11 protein-coding genes are annotated in these 13370 nt (G+C 63.1%); all 11 read right to left on the minus strand.

Annotated features, from left to right (window positions below; translation table 11 throughout):
* Window positions 1–9: 9 nt before the first annotated feature.
* Window positions 10–1887, minus strand: a complete 1878-nt coding sequence (gene nuoL / locus IPM84_22955) for an NADH-quinone oxidoreductase subunit L (GenBank protein ID MBK9095560.1) — start codon at window positions 1885–1887, stop codon at window positions 10–12.
* A gap of 67 nt (window positions 1888–1954) precedes the next feature.
* Window positions 1955–3523: a hypothetical protein gene (locus tag IPM84_22960; GenBank protein MBK9095561.1), complete on the minus strand. Its 1569-nt coding sequence runs from the start codon at window positions 3521–3523 to the stop codon at window positions 1955–1957.
* Window positions 3524–3573: 50 nt separating this feature from the next.
* The gene (nuoK, locus tag IPM84_22965) at window positions 3574–3876 is read right to left on the minus strand and encodes an NADH-quinone oxidoreductase subunit NuoK (GenBank protein MBK9095562.1); all 303 of its coding nucleotides are present in this window, start codon (window positions 3874–3876) and stop codon (window positions 3574–3576) included.
* A 42-nt stretch (window positions 3877–3918) separates the two neighbouring features.
* On the minus strand, window positions 3919–4416 hold the full coding sequence (locus IPM84_22970) for an NADH-quinone oxidoreductase subunit J (GenBank protein ID MBK9095563.1): 498 nt from the start codon (window positions 4414–4416) through the stop codon (window positions 3919–3921).
* Between the two features lie 10 nt (window positions 4417–4426).
* On the minus strand, window positions 4427–4915 hold the full coding sequence (gene nuoI / locus IPM84_22975) for an NADH-quinone oxidoreductase subunit NuoI (GenBank protein ID MBK9095564.1): 489 nt from the start codon (window positions 4913–4915) through the stop codon (window positions 4427–4429).
* A 62-nt stretch (window positions 4916–4977) separates the two neighbouring features.
* Complete coding sequence (gene nuoH / locus IPM84_22980; protein ID MBK9095565.1) at window positions 4978–5982, minus strand: NADH-quinone oxidoreductase subunit NuoH; 1005 nt, start codon at window positions 5980–5982, stop codon at window positions 4978–4980.
* A 25-nt stretch (window positions 5983–6007) separates the two neighbouring features.
* A complete protein-coding gene (gene nuoG / locus IPM84_22985) occupies window positions 6008–8644 on the minus strand; it encodes an NADH-quinone oxidoreductase subunit NuoG (GenBank protein MBK9095566.1) in 2637 nt (878 codons plus the stop codon).
* Window positions 8645–8648: 4 nt separating this feature from the next.
* Complete coding sequence (gene nuoF, locus IPM84_22990; protein MBK9095567.1) at window positions 8649–10517, minus strand: NADH-quinone oxidoreductase subunit NuoF; 1869 nt, start codon at window positions 10515–10517, stop codon at window positions 8649–8651.
* A gap of 13 nt (window positions 10518–10530) precedes the next feature.
* Window positions 10531–12294, minus strand: a complete 1764-nt coding sequence (nuoD, locus tag IPM84_22995; protein MBK9095568.1) for an NADH dehydrogenase (quinone) subunit D — start codon at window positions 12292–12294, stop codon at window positions 10531–10533.
* Between the two features lie 64 nt (window positions 12295–12358).
* A complete protein-coding gene (locus IPM84_23000) occupies window positions 12359–12877 on the minus strand; it encodes an NADH-quinone oxidoreductase subunit B (protein MBK9095569.1) in 519 nt (172 codons plus the stop codon).
* 4 nt (window positions 12878–12881) lie between these two features.
* On the minus strand, window positions 12882–13238 hold the full coding sequence (gene ndhC, locus IPM84_23005) for an NADH-quinone oxidoreductase subunit A (GenBank protein ID MBK9095570.1): 357 nt from the start codon (window positions 13236–13238) through the stop codon (window positions 12882–12884).
* Between the last annotated feature and the right edge of the window lie 132 nt (window positions 13239–13370).

The raw sequence follows: 13370 nt of genomic DNA on the forward strand, positions 1-13370 counted from the left end.
CTGCTCCTTTCAGCGCAGCGCCAGATACCCCACCACGGCCACCACGCCCATGACGATCGCAAGGGCGTAAGTCCCCACCAGGCCGGTCTGCAACTGGCGCACGCCCTGCCCCATCGCGCCCAGACCCCGCGCAATTCCGTTGACCGCGCCGTCTATGCCCCGTTGATCGAAGGTGGCGTCCAGCCAGCCGGCCAGGTCCCTGAGCGGGACAACGATCATCTGCATATACAGCTCATCCACGTACCACTTCGCCTGCAGGAAGCGGTAGGCCAGGTCGTAACGCTTGGCCGTCTGCTCCGGCAGTTGCGGCTGCACCACATAAGCCTGATAGGCCAGCCAGATGCCGAGACCGGCCACGAGCGCACCCACCACCAACAGCCCCAGTTCCAACGGCAGATTCGCCGCCGTCTCCGCAACCTTCACATCGGCAAACACCGGCTCCAGCCAGTGCTCCAGGCTCAACACCGCCGGCAGGTTGAGCAGGCCGCCGACCACCGCCAGCCCGGCCAGAATCCACAGCGGCCCAGTCATCACCGCGGGCGCTTCGTGCGCCTTGTCGGCCAATTTCTTGTCACGCGCCTTGCCCCAGAAGGGCACAAAGACGGCGCGGAAACTGTAGAAGGCGGTGATGAAGGCGGTCAACGTGCCCACCAGGTAGAGCAGGAAGTTGGCCTCGAACGCCTTGAACAGAATCGCATCTTTGCTGAAAAAGCCAGAGAGCAGCGGGACGCCGGCCAGCGCGGCCGCGCCAATCAGGAAGGTGCGATAGGTCGCCGGCAGCTTCTCACGCAGGCCGCCCATCTTGCGGATGTCCAGCTCGCCGTGCAGCGCGTGCATGACGCTGCCTGCACCCAGGAACAAGAGCGCCTTGAAGAAGGCGTGCGTGGTCAGGTGGAAGATGCCCGCGCTGTACGCGCCCACCCCCACGCCCAGGAACATATAGCCAAGTTGGCTGATGGTCGAGTAGGCCAGGATGCGCTTGAGGTCCGTCTGCACCAGGGCAATGGTGCCGGCCATGAACGCGGTCAGGACGCCAATCCAGGCCACCCAGTGGGACGCAGTCGGCGAGAGTTGGAAGATGGCGTGCGTGCGCGCGATCATGTAGACGCCCGCGGTGACCATCGTCGCCGCGTGGATCAACGCGCTGACCGGGGTCGGGCCTTCCATCGCGTCCGGCAGCCAGACGAAGAGCGGAATCTGCGCCGATTTGCCCGTCGCCGCCAACAGCAGCAGCAGACCCAGCGTGGTCGCCACCCCCTGCAGCGCCGGCGCCTGGCGGAAGACCTCGCTGAAGCTGACGGTGCCGATCGTGCTCCAGATCAGCATGATCGCCAGCGCCATGCCGAAGTCGCCGATGCGGTTGACCAGGAACGCCTTCTTGCCCGCGTCGGCCGCGCTCGGCCTGTCGAACCAGAAGCCGATCAGGAGATACGAGGCCAGGCCCACCCCTTCCCAGCCCACGTACATCAGCAGGAAGTTGTCGGCCATGACCAGCACCAGCATCATCAGCACGAAGAAGTTGAGATAGACGAAGTAGCGGGTGTAGCGCGGCTCGTGATCCATGTAACCGATGGAGTAGACATGGATCAGCGCGCTGACGCCCGTCACCACCAGCGCCATCGTGACCGAGAGGGGATCAATCAAGAGGGCGATGTCTACCTTGAACGTACCGATGGTAATCCAATGCCAGAGCAGTTGAACCACGCTGCGCTCCTCGGCCGGCCGCGCCCAGAGGCCGGCAAAGAGGCCCACGGCCACGACAAACGCCAGGCCAATGGCCGCCGCGCCAAGCCAGCCGGCCGCTTTGCCCAGGCGCCGGCCGATCAACAGGTTGATCAGCGCGCCCAGCAGCGGAAAAACGAGAAGAAGCCAGGCAAAATTGAGCATAGAACGCTAAACCCCAATTCCCAAATCCAGAATCCCACCCGATTCAATATCTGGCCGTTCATCCGGCCTACGGGTGGAGATTTGCTCCAGTCAAATCGTATAACAACACCAGGTCAACACCGGGGAATTCACGCTCACTCAGCAGCGTCCCCTGTCCCTCCAACATCGCACGCACACGCCCCTCACGGTCGCCCCAATGCGGCCGCCACCAGATCAGCCAGATGCGGTGATGACCCTGCGCAGCGTAGGCGAACTGCGCCCGCCAGTCCAAATCATCGTTCGGCAGCCAAAGTTCGTCCTCGAAGGCCACCAGGTCGCGCCCCGCGTAGTAGGTGAACGGCCGCCAGTGAAACGAGGGGATCAAGACGGCGAAATCACCGGGCTGCGCCTGCGTCCTGACCCACGCCGCCACCTCACGCCAGGGTGGATTCTCCGGCGTCGCCGCCTGCGTCGCCACCGTCAGCCCCATCAACAGCAGCAGCACGCCGCTCGCAACCAGCCGCCAGCGCACGGCCGTCAGCGCCGTCACCCCCAACGCCAGCAGCAGACACCAGCCCGGCAGCGCCAGCAACAGATAGCGGCTGGCAAAAATCGGCCGCGCCTGCGAGATCAGCAGGGCCGCCAGCACCGGCGCCAGCGCATACATCAACGCCACGGTCACGGGCGCACGCCAGGCCGGCCGTCTGATCTGCCAGGCGCCCCAACCACACAGCCCCAGCGCCAGCGCGTAAGCGCCGTAGCGCAGCAGGGCCGGACCGCTGACCGGCATCCCCGTCATCTGCACCAGTGCGTAGGCCAGCGTGGCCGGGTCTGGGCGGCCCACCGCCAGGGCAATCCACAGACCCTCCCCGCGCCCCACCTGCGTCAACAGCGTGGGCAGCCAGGGCGCAAAGGCCAGGGCGATGGCGCCCTGCACGCCGATCCAGATCAGCGCGGCGGACCTGAAACTCGGCCGCGACCTGCGCCAGCGCTGGCCCAGTTCAACCAGGAACAGCAGATTGTGAACGAGCAGCACCATCACAAAATAATAGTGCGTGTACAGCCCGGCGACGCAGATAAAAATATAGACCAGCCAGCCTCGCCAGGCCCGTTCCTGCGACGCCGCACGCAGCAGCCAATAGGTTGCCAGCACCCCCCACAGCGTCAACAGTGCGTACATGCGCGTCTCTTGGGCATACCAGCGTGCATAGGCCGACAGGGCGAAGGGGAGGCCCGCCAGGAGGGGGAGGCTGGAGAGAGGGAGACCAGAGACCGGAGACCGGAGATTGGAGATCATTCGCCTTCCACGTACCCGATCTCTGATCTCTGATCTCTGATCTCTGACCTCTGATCTCTGACCAAGTATCATCAGCGCGGCGACGCTGAGCACGCCGGCCAGGACCGACGGCCAACGGGCGATGAACTCGCCGGTGTGACCTTGCAGCGGCTGGTTGCCAGAGAGTATTCTGATCGTAAAGTGCAAAACCAGGTAGTAGAGCGGGGGGTGCGTATCGGCCGCGGCCTCCTGCACCACCTGGGCCAGGGGGAGTTGGCTGTTGTAAATGCTGCTGACTTCATCCAGCCACAACGATTCGCTCGTCAGGCCGGCGCAAAACAGCCCAAAGGCCAGCAGAATCACCGCGACTTGCGCCCACAAGCGCCGGCGTCGTGCCGCAGACGGTTGACTGAACGCGACTTGCTCTGGGATTACCACTTCAACAGGGCGATTTCATCCACGTTAGTCGAATCCTTGTGCCGCATCAGCGCCATCAGGATCGCCAGCCCCACCGCCACCTCGGCCGCGGCCACGGCCATGACCAGCAGCACGAAGATCTGACCCTCCATGTGACCAAACTGGTTCGCCAACGCCACGAAGCTCAGGTTGACGGCGTTCATCATCATCTCGATGCACATGAAAATAATGAGGGCATTGCGCCGCACCAGCACACCCACCACGCCCACCACGAACAGCAGGGCGCTCAGAATCAGGTAGTACGAAGTTGGAATCATCGAACGTAAATCCCCGTCAGTCTCGCTCTCAGCCCGCCGCCATCACTGGCCCGGTTTCCTCGTCAGCACAATGGCGCCCACAATGCCCACCAGCAGCAGCACCGACGTCAGCTCGAATGGCAGCAGGTAGGAGGTGAAAAGCGCACTGCCAATGGCTTGCGTGCTCCCACCGTCCGGCGCGCCCGTCGTCGCCGGATTCGCCAGCGGCGTCAGCAGCGCGTAAGTCAACGCGGCCACCAGCAGAACGCCCAGGCCCACCGCCAGGCCACGCGTCCACACCCGCGCCGGCGCGATCGTGTCGCTCACTCGCCACCCTATCAGCATGATGACGAACAGGAAAAGCACCACAATCGCACCGGCGTAGACAATGATCTGCGCCGCAGCCAGAAACTGGGCGTTGAGCAGAATGTACATCACCGCCAGGCTGGCAAAGTTCAGCAGGAGGAACAGCGCGCTTTTTACCGGGTTGCGCGCGGCCACGAGAGCGACGGCCCCCGCAATGGCGATCAGGGCCAGGGCAAAAAACAAGACAAGCGGCATAGCTTCCCTTTCACACGTCCGACCGGATCACAACGTTCGGCTCCGGCGAGTTGAGCAGGTCTTCCTTGGTCAATATCAGGTCACGGCGGGTATACTGGGCCAGCGATAAATCGTGCCCCAGCACAATCGCCTCCACCGGGCAGGCTTCTTCGCAATCACCGCAAAAAATGCAGCGCAGCAGGTTGACCTCGTACACACGCGCGTAGCGCTCGCCCGGCGACACACGCCCGCTATCGCTGTTTTCCGCCGCCTCCACCAGGATCGCCCCGGTCGGGCAGGCCGCCTCGCACAGCGAACAGCCGATGCAGCGTTCCAGGCCGTTTTCATAGCGCCGCAAATAGTGCCGCCCACGAAAGCGCGGATAAATCGAAGCCGGCTGCTCGGGGAACTCCACCGTCACCGGCGCCTGGAACAGATGCTTGAGGGTGGTTCCCATCGCCTGCGCAATCTGGAAAGTGCCCCGGAAAGAATCCCGGATAGTATCGTTAAATGCTGACATGACTCTACTCGCTGATTCTGTCGCGCAATCCGCCGGATTGCAGCCTGCAATAAGAACAACGGCTAACCAATGACCACCTTCAGTACCGCTGTCACCGCCAGGTAGGCCAGGGACAGCGGCAGCAGAAACTTCCAGCTAAAACGCATCAATTGGTCATAGCGCGCACGCGGGATGCTCGCGCGCACCCAGATGAACAGGAACAACACCGCAACCACTTTGAGGAAGAAGTAGACAAGTCCCAGCCCGGGGAACTGGTCCACCAACGGCCCCTTCCAGCCGCCGAAGAAGAGCGTCGTCATGATCGCACTGCTGGTAATCATGTTGATGTACTCCGACATAAAGAACAGCGCAAACTTGATGCCGCCATATTCGGTTTGGAAACCGGCAATCAGCTCATTCTCCGTTTCCGGCAGGTCGAACGGCGAACGGTTGGTTTCAGCCAGCGCGCAGATGAAGTACGGAATGAACGCCACCATCATCCACAACGACTGCCACAGCGCTCGCGGCGTCTCCACCATTCCCCGCAGGCTGAGCGTGCCCGTGATGATGACGAAACTCGCCAGCAGGACCCCCATCGGCAGCTCGTAGCTCACCATCTGCGCGCTCGCTCGCAGCGCGCCCAGGATCGAATAGTTGTTGTTGGACGACCAGCCGGCCAGAATAATACCATAGGTGCCCACACTCGCAATCGCCAGCACATAGAGCAACGCGATATTGACATCAGCCATGAAGAAGTCAATCTTGCGCCCAAACAGCATCATCGAAGGGGCGATCGGCACCACCGCAAAGGCCACCAGGGCCGGCAAGAGCGATAAAGCCGGCGCCAGCAGGTACACCGGTTTATCCACGTGCGCGGGCACCACTTCTTCCTTGAAAATCGCCTTCAACGCGTCCGCCACCGGCTGCCCCAGGCCAAACTTCCAGGCCCGGTTCGGCCCATAACGCACCTGAAAACGCGCCACCAGCTTGCGCTCGTACCACGTCAGGTAGGCAAAGGCCGTCAATAGGCCAATGATCAGCACCAGGCTCTTGATGATCGGAATGACGACGAGACTCATCCAGTCCATAGTTGTCTCTTGCTTTCTCCCGCCCCTACGCCTTGCTCACGGCGATGCGCGCCGCAACCGCCTGACCAGTCAACAGGTTGGCCGGTTCGCCGGTCTGGCCTGATGGCACCCAGGCGCTGCCCGGCTGCACGCTGGCATCCACCTTAACCTGCAGCGTCACCTGGCCGGCCGCCGATGACACCGTCACATTATCGCCGGCGGACAGCCCCAGGGCCTGCGCATCGGCCGCATTCAGCCCCACGAACGGCGCCGGCGTCAGTTGAGCGATCTTCTCGGTGGCCCGCAGCAGACGGCCGCCGTCGAACAGCAGCGTGCCCCCCACCAGCGCCAGCGGATACGCGCCGTCGCCGCCGGAGGTCTTGAGATCCACGGCCTGGAATTTGCGATTAGCCGCGGGCCTGGCGCTCGTTTGTTTGCCGGTCGCGGCCAGGGCATCCCAGTGAATCCCTGCGTAGGCAGGGATGGCGCGACTGATTTCCTGCATGATCGCGGCCAGCGAATCGAAGTCGAAGCCGGACCGGCGCCGCGCTGTCCTGGCAGCCTTGTCCTTGCCCTTCTTCTCCTCACGCTTCTCTGCCGCGGCCGGCGCTGTGCCTGCCTTCTTGTCCAGCGGCCACAGCCGCGCCAGGTGCAACAGAATCGCCCAATCGGCCGCGGCCTGCCCATGCGGGCGGTTGCCGGCCAGGCTGCGCTGCACGCGGCCCTCCAGATTGGTAAACGTGCCATCGGCTTCGATGAACGACGCAGCCGCCGGCAGCACCACATCGGCCAGGTTGGCGGTTTCGCTCAAGAAAATGTCCTGCACCACCAGGAAATCGAGTTTTGCCAGGGCGGCGCGGGCGGCGGCGCTGTCCGCGGCGGGGTCGGCGCCCATGACGTAGAGCGCCTTCACCCCGCCGGCGATCATCTGCCCATAGCTGAGACCAGGCTGCGCCGGCAGCGGCGCGTTCCACAGCCGCCCCAGGTGCTCACGCGCCGCGGCATCGTCCAGGCTGGCTTGTCCCGGCAACTGCGCCGGCAGCAGCCCCATATCGCGGGCGCCCTGGCTGTTGGCCTCAAGGCCCACGTAGGCCAGGCGCTCGCCATGACCGCACAGCCAGACCAGGTTCTGCAGGGCTTGCAGGGTCGCCGCGCCAGCCGGGCCACGCGTCAGCAGCGGGCCAAACAGGATGAGCGGGTTCTTGGCCTGCGCCAATGCCTGGGCCGCGGCTTCCAGCGCCTGCTGCTCGACGCCGGCCAGGGCCTTGACCACCGCGGGCGTGACTTCGCTCACCCAGCCGGCCAGTTGCGCATAGTTGGGAATGCGACGGGCCGCCGGCTCATTCTCCCATTTATTCTTCAGAATCGCCCGCGCCATGCCGTGGAACAGCGCCACTTCGCCGCCGGGACGATAGGGCAGGTAAGTCCCCGGATACTTAGTCAGTTCAACCCGGCGCGGGTGCGCGATGAGCAGCCTGGCGCCCTTGCGCCGCGCGGCGCGCTTGATGAACAGCTCCAGCACCGGCGCCTCTTCGGACGGATCGAAGCCCAGGAGGACGATCAAATCGGCGCTGTCCACCTGGCGCAGGGCCGGCAGGCCGTTGCTGATGGCCGCCACCTCCGCGCCAAAACGATGATCCACGTTGTTCGTGCCTACCAACGTGCGCATCAGCTTCTGCAGCAGATAGCTGGTCTCGTTCGCCAGTTTGGCCGAGCCGATCGCGCCCACAGCCGCCGGCCCGCTGGTCTGCGCGATCCCGCTCAAACGGTCCGCGACCAGGGTCAGCGCCGCGTCCCATGTGGACGGTTCCAGCGCGCCGCCCTTGCTGCGACGCACGAGCGGCGTGGTCAGGCGTTGTGGGCTGTTGACGTAGTCCACGGCAAAGCGCCCCTTATCGCACAGCCACAGGTCGTTGACCGCCGCATTCTCGCGCGCCATCACCCGGCGCAGTTCGTTGTGACGCACATCCGCCCGCACGTTGCAGCCCACCGCACAGTGCGTGCAGATCGTCTCTACCCCCTCGATGGCCCACGGCCGGTAGCGGAAGCGCGAGACGCGATTGGTCAGCGCGCCCACGGGGCACAGGTCAATGATGTTGCCCGAGGTCTTGGCGTCCACCGGCCGGCCGGGGAAGATGTCAATGATGGTCTCGCCGCCGCGCTCGAACAGACCCAACTGTGGCTTATCTTCCCACTCTTCCAGGTAACGGGTACAGCGCCAGCACAGAATGCAGCGCTCCTGGTCGAGCATGATCAGATCGCTGATGGGGTAGTGCTTCTGCTTGCGCCGCTTCGGCTCCACAAACTGACTCAGCCCAGGGCCATACTCGAAGGTCTGATCCTGCAACGGGCACTCGCCGCCCTTGTCGCAGATGGGGCAATCGAGCGGGTGGTTGGCCAGGATGAAGGCCAGCGTCGCTTCCTGCGTCTCCTTGACCAGCTTCGTATCCGTTTTGACGATCATGCCCTCCGCGACCGGCACGGTGCAGGCCGTCTGCAGGCGTTGGCCGCGGCTGTCGCCAATCTCGCACAGGCACATGCGGCACGCGCCCAGTGGATCGAGCCGCGAATGCGAGCAGAAGACAGGAATATCGGCTCCGATTGTCTTGGCCGCGTCTGTCACCAGCGTGCCCGCAGGCACGGAGACCGGACGGTCATCTATTGTCAGGTTGATATTAGCCATGGGTTCAATCCAGCTCTGCTGCGTTCGTGGACGGCCGATAGGTGGGCCGCAGCGGCATCTCGGGGCGGTCCAGACCAGGATTCTTCTCTCTGATGTACTGCTCGAACTCCGGCCGGAACTTGTCCAGGTGACTCTGCAGCCCCCAAACCGCGGCATCGCCGAACGGACAGAAGGCGCGGCCGCCGGCCACGAAGTTCGTGATCGAGCGGGCCAGGTCGAGATCGCTGAGATTGCCCTCGCCGGCCTCGATGCGGATCAAGATCTTTTCCAGCCAGGAGGTGCCCTCACGGCACGGCGTACACTTGCCGCACGATTCCTCACGGTAGAACGACAGCGTGCGCCGGGCAACTTCCACCAGGGATTGTCCTTCGCCGATGACGATCACGCCGGCCGAACCAAGCATCGAGCCTGCGCCCTGGATGCTTTCGTAGTCCAGCGGTGTGTCGAGCTGCGTTTCGGTCAGCAGTTTCATCGAAAGGCCGCCCGGAACCACCGCCTTCACCGGCCGATCGTCCGGGGTGCCGCCGCCGTAGGTGTAGATCAACTCGCGCAGCGTGGTGGCGTGCGGCAGTTCATACAGACCGGGACGCTTGACCCAGCCGCTCAGGCAAAAGATGCGGAAGCCGGAACTCTTCTCGGTGCCGAACTGTTTGTACCAGGCCGCGCCGTGCCTGATGACGTGGGGCACATTGCAGATCGTTTCGACGTTGTTGACCACCGTCGGCTTGCGATACAGCCCTTCGACGGCCGGGAAGGGCGGCTTGAGCCGCGGGTGGCCGCGCCCCCCCTCCAGCGAGCTGAGCAGCGCGGTCTCTTCGCCGCACTCATACGCGCCCGCGCCGCGATGGACGATGATGTCCAATTCGTTGGCGGTTCCGAACTGGCCCTTGCCCAGGAAGCCCCTGGCTCCGGCCTCGGCAATGGCCTGCAGCAGGCGCGTGGTCGCAAAGTAGTACTCGCCGCGGATATAGATGAAGGCCTGCTTGCATTCAACCGCATAGGCCGCCAGGATGATGCCCTCGATCAACTGATGCGGGTCATACTCCATAATCATGCGGTCTTTGAAGGTGCCCGGCTCCGACTCATCGGCGTTGACCACCAGGTAGCGCGGATAGACGCCGGCCGGCAGGAAACCCCACTTGACGCCCGCAGGAAAGCCGGCGCCACCGCGACCGCGCACGTTGGCCGCCTTGACCTCTTCCAGCACCTCTTTGGGCGTCTTGGTGGTCAGCGCCAGGTGCGCGGTCTCATAGCCGCCGTCACGGATGTAGACCTCAATCGTGTGCGAGTCTGGCTTGTCCACATTCGCCAGCAGATAGCGCGGTTCCATGCCGCCGTGTCTGTACGGCCCGGCCGGGTAACGTTCACAGGTCTCGAAGCCCTGGCCGGAACCAATCAGGCCAAGCGCCTGCTCGACTTTTTCGGCCGCGTCGAGTTCCTCGAAATAGCGAATCTTGCCGGTCGCCCGCTCCGTCGCCATGAACATCGGCGCGGTGCCGCACGCGCCGAGGCATTCCATATGATCGAGCGTGAACTTGCCGTCGGGCGTCGTCTCTCCGTAATCAACCCCCAGCGCCTGCTTGAGCTGATTGGCGCAGCCTGTGGCCCCGCGCAGTTGGCAAGGCACGTTGGTGCATACCTCCAGGTGATACTCGCCCACCGGGTGTAGATTGAACATGGAGTAGAAGGACGCCACCTCTTCCACTTCGGCCGGCATCAGGCCAAAGAGTTGAGCGACATCCTGCAGCGCGGCCGCCGGCAGCCAACCCGCTTCACGCTGAGCCACATAGAGCGCCGGCAGCAGGGCCGAAAGACCCTGAGGGTAGCGCGCCATCAGTTCTTTGATTTCAGTTTGTGCTAAGTCAGAAAGCATGTTTTCATTAATCCTAGCGATCCACATCGCCCAACACGATGTCGAGAGAGCCGATGGACGCCACCAGGTCCGAAAGTAAATGGCCGCGGGCCATCGTGTCGAGCGATTGCAGGTGAACAAACGACGGGCCGCGCACGTGCAGGCGGTAAGGTTTTGCGCTGCCATCCGAGATGATGAAATAGCCGTGCTCGCCCTTGGAGGCCTCGATGGTCGAGTAGATCTCCATCGGCGGCACATGGAAACCCTCTGTCATCAGCTTGAAGTGATGAATGAGCGATTCCATGCTGCGGTCCAGCTCCGCACGCGGCGGCAACGCCACCTTACGATCGGCCGTCTTCACAGGGCCAGCGGGCAGATTGGCTGCGGCTTGCTGCACGATGCGCAAACTCTGCCGCATCTCCTGCATACGCACCAGGTAGCGCCCGTAGGTGTCGCCCAATTCAGAGGTGGGCACCTCGAAGTCGTAGTTTTCATAGCCGGAGTACGGCCGCGCCTTGCGAATGTCGTACTTGACGCCGCTGCCGCGCAGCATGGGGCCGGTGCAACTGAGCGCCAGCGCCTGGTCGCGGGTCAGCACGCCAATCCCCTGCGTGCGAGCTTTCCACAGCACGCTGTCGGTCAACATGCCCTCGTAATCATCCAAATGGGCAGGCATCAGGGCCAGGAAGTCCTGCAGCCGCGGCATGAAGGCCGGCGGCAGGTCCTGCCAGACGCCGCCAATGCGGATGTACGAGGTGGTCAAGCGGGCGCCGCATACCATCTCGAACAGATCGAGGATCATCTCGCGCTCTCGAAACGCGTACATCAGCAGCGACATGATGGTGCCGGAAAGGTCGAGCACATGCGTCGCCAGCCACAGCAGGTGCGAGGCGATACGCTGCAGCTCGGCCATGATGACACGGATGACCTGCGCCCGCGCTGGAATCTCGATGTCGAGCATGCGCTCCACAGCCACGCAGTAGGCCAGGTTGTTTTGCATGGCCGACGCGTAGTCCATGCGGTCGGTGTAAAAGACAAAATCCTTGTAACGCTTGCTTTCGCCAGACTTCTCGAAGCCGGAGTGCAGATAGCCGACGTCAGGCGCCACGCGCACCACATTTTCACCGTCCAACTCAACGATGAGGCGCAGGACGCCGTGCGTGCTCGGATGCTGCGGCCCCATGTTGACCACCATGTGCTTGCTGCTGTCCATGCCCGCGGGCATGGACGGCGCCAGCGATTCGGCCGGCAGAATCTGGCGACCCAGGCTGGCAAATTCTGGCTCGCCCCAGGTCACGGTAAAAGGCACCGGTTCGCCGCCCAGCGGCGCGTCCTTGCGCAAGGGATGGCCCTGCCAGTTGTCAGGCAGCAGGATGCGGCGCAGATCAGGGTGTCCCTCGTAGCGCACGCCGAGCAGATCGAAGGCCTCGCGTTCCATCCATCCGGCGCCGGCCCACAGCGGAGTCAGGCTGGGCACCTTGGGCGCATCGCCGCCGGGGGCAGGAGTGCGCAGACGGAGCTTGCGATTGTGCGTGGTGTCGTACAGATTCCAGATGGCGGTGAAGCGCGGGCTGTGGCCCAACTTCAGGCCGTCAATGGCCGTGGCGTCTGACATCAGGTCGAAGCCGTGCTCGTCGCGCAGCGCGTGCGCCACCGCGAACACCTTGTCCGGCCGCACGGTGACGGACGGATCGCCGCGAAAGGCCTCGGCAGCATCCAGGATCGCGTCCCCAAAACGGGCACGTAAGGCTTCTTCCACTTCTTCCACACGAACGGTTATGCTTGCAGCAGAGTCCATAAATGATTGAATCCAGTCTCACTTGACTCATTGACGCGTCGCTGTCACCGCGGTGATCAGGTGATCAGGCGGCGGTTATTTCTGGCTGGGTTGCAGTGGCGTTGGGGAAACGTCCCAACTTCTCACGACCGATCTTCTCTTGCAGCTTGGTCAGCGCGTAGAGGAGGGCTTCGGGGCGAGGGGGGCAGCCGGGGACATAGACATCCACCGGAATAATTTTATCCACGCCCTGAATGATGGCGTAGTTGTTGAAAGGGCCGCCGGCCGAGGCGCAGATGCCCATGGCGATGACCCATTTCGGTTCGGCCATCTGGTCATACAGGTGCTTGATGACCGGGGCCATCTTGTTGGACACGCGGCCAGAGACGATCATCAGGTCAGCCTGGCGCGGCGAGGCGCGGAAGAGTTCGGAGCCAAAGCGGGCAATGTCATGCCGGGAGATGCCGCTGGCGATCATTTCGAGGGCACAGCAAGCCAAGCCAAAGAGCAGGGGCCACACCGAGTTGCTGCGACTCCAATTGACCGCTTTTTCAAGCGTCGTGGTGATGACAGAATCGTCCGGTAGTTGATTCTCAAGACCCATGTGCCTAATTCCAGTCCAGGGCGCCCTTGCGCCACACGTAGACGTAGCCAACCAGGAGGAGAAGGACAAAGACCCCCATCTCGATCAGGCCAAACAGGCCGAGTTGACCGAGCAGCACTGCCCAGGGGTAGAGAAAGATGACCTCGATATCAAAGAGGATGAAGAGCACAGCGACCACGTAATAATGCACGGGAAAACGGCGCCGCGCATCATGAAACGGGATCATGCCCGACTCGATGGGTGCGAGCTTGGTTTTTGTGGGGCGTTGGGGGCCAAGCACCGACGGAACGATGATGGCGATTGCCGAAAACAGGATAGCGATAAGAAAAAGCACTAACAGCGGGATGTAGTCTAACGACACGCAACCTCCCAAATTCAATTGTTGAACGCTACGCGCCAGAGGCTATACAAAACATCACCCCACACGGCGTGTGAGGTGACGACCATGACACCTGATTGGTATTTTAGTTACATCGTGCCTTTTGTCACTACC

Origin of the sequence: Candidatus Amarolinea dominans, assembly GCA_016719785.1 — a bacterium.
Taxonomy (GTDB): domain Bacteria; phylum Chloroflexota; class Anaerolineae; order SSC4; family Amarolineaceae; genus Amarolinea; species Amarolinea dominans.

What these genes read in the sequence shown, in the direction of transcription:
- nuoL (MBK9095560.1), bottom strand. Translation starts at nt 1,887, where the DNA reads ATGCTCAATTTTGCCTGGCTTCTTCTCGTTTTTCCGCTGCTGGGCGCG.
- nuoK (MBK9095562.1), bottom strand. Translation starts at nt 3,876, where the DNA reads ATGATTCCAACTTCGTACTACCTGATTCTGAGCGCCCTGCTGTTCGTG.
- IPM84_22970 (MBK9095563.1), bottom strand. Translation starts at nt 4,416, where the DNA reads ATGCCGCTTGTCTTGTTTTTTGCCCTGGCCCTGATCGCCATTGCGGGG.
- nuoI (MBK9095564.1), bottom strand. Translation starts at nt 4,915, where the DNA reads ATGTCAGCATTTAACGATACTATCCGGGATTCTTTCCGGGGCACTTTC.
- nuoH (MBK9095565.1), bottom strand. Translation starts at nt 5,982, where the DNA reads ATGGACTGGATGAGTCTCGTCGTCATTCCGATCATCAAGAGCCTGGTG.
- nuoG (MBK9095566.1), bottom strand. Translation starts at nt 8,644, where the DNA reads ATGGCTAATATCAACCTGACAATAGATGACCGTCCGGTCTCCGTGCCT.
- nuoF (MBK9095567.1), bottom strand. Translation starts at nt 10,517, where the DNA reads ATGCTTTCTGACTTAGCACAAACTGAAATCAAAGAACTGATGGCGCGC.
- nuoD (MBK9095568.1), bottom strand. Translation starts at nt 12,294, where the DNA reads ATGGACTCTGCTGCAAGCATAACCGTTCGTGTGGAAGAAGTGGAAGAA.
- IPM84_23000 (MBK9095569.1), bottom strand. Translation starts at nt 12,877, where the DNA reads ATGGGTCTTGAGAATCAACTACCGGACGATTCTGTCATCACCACGACG.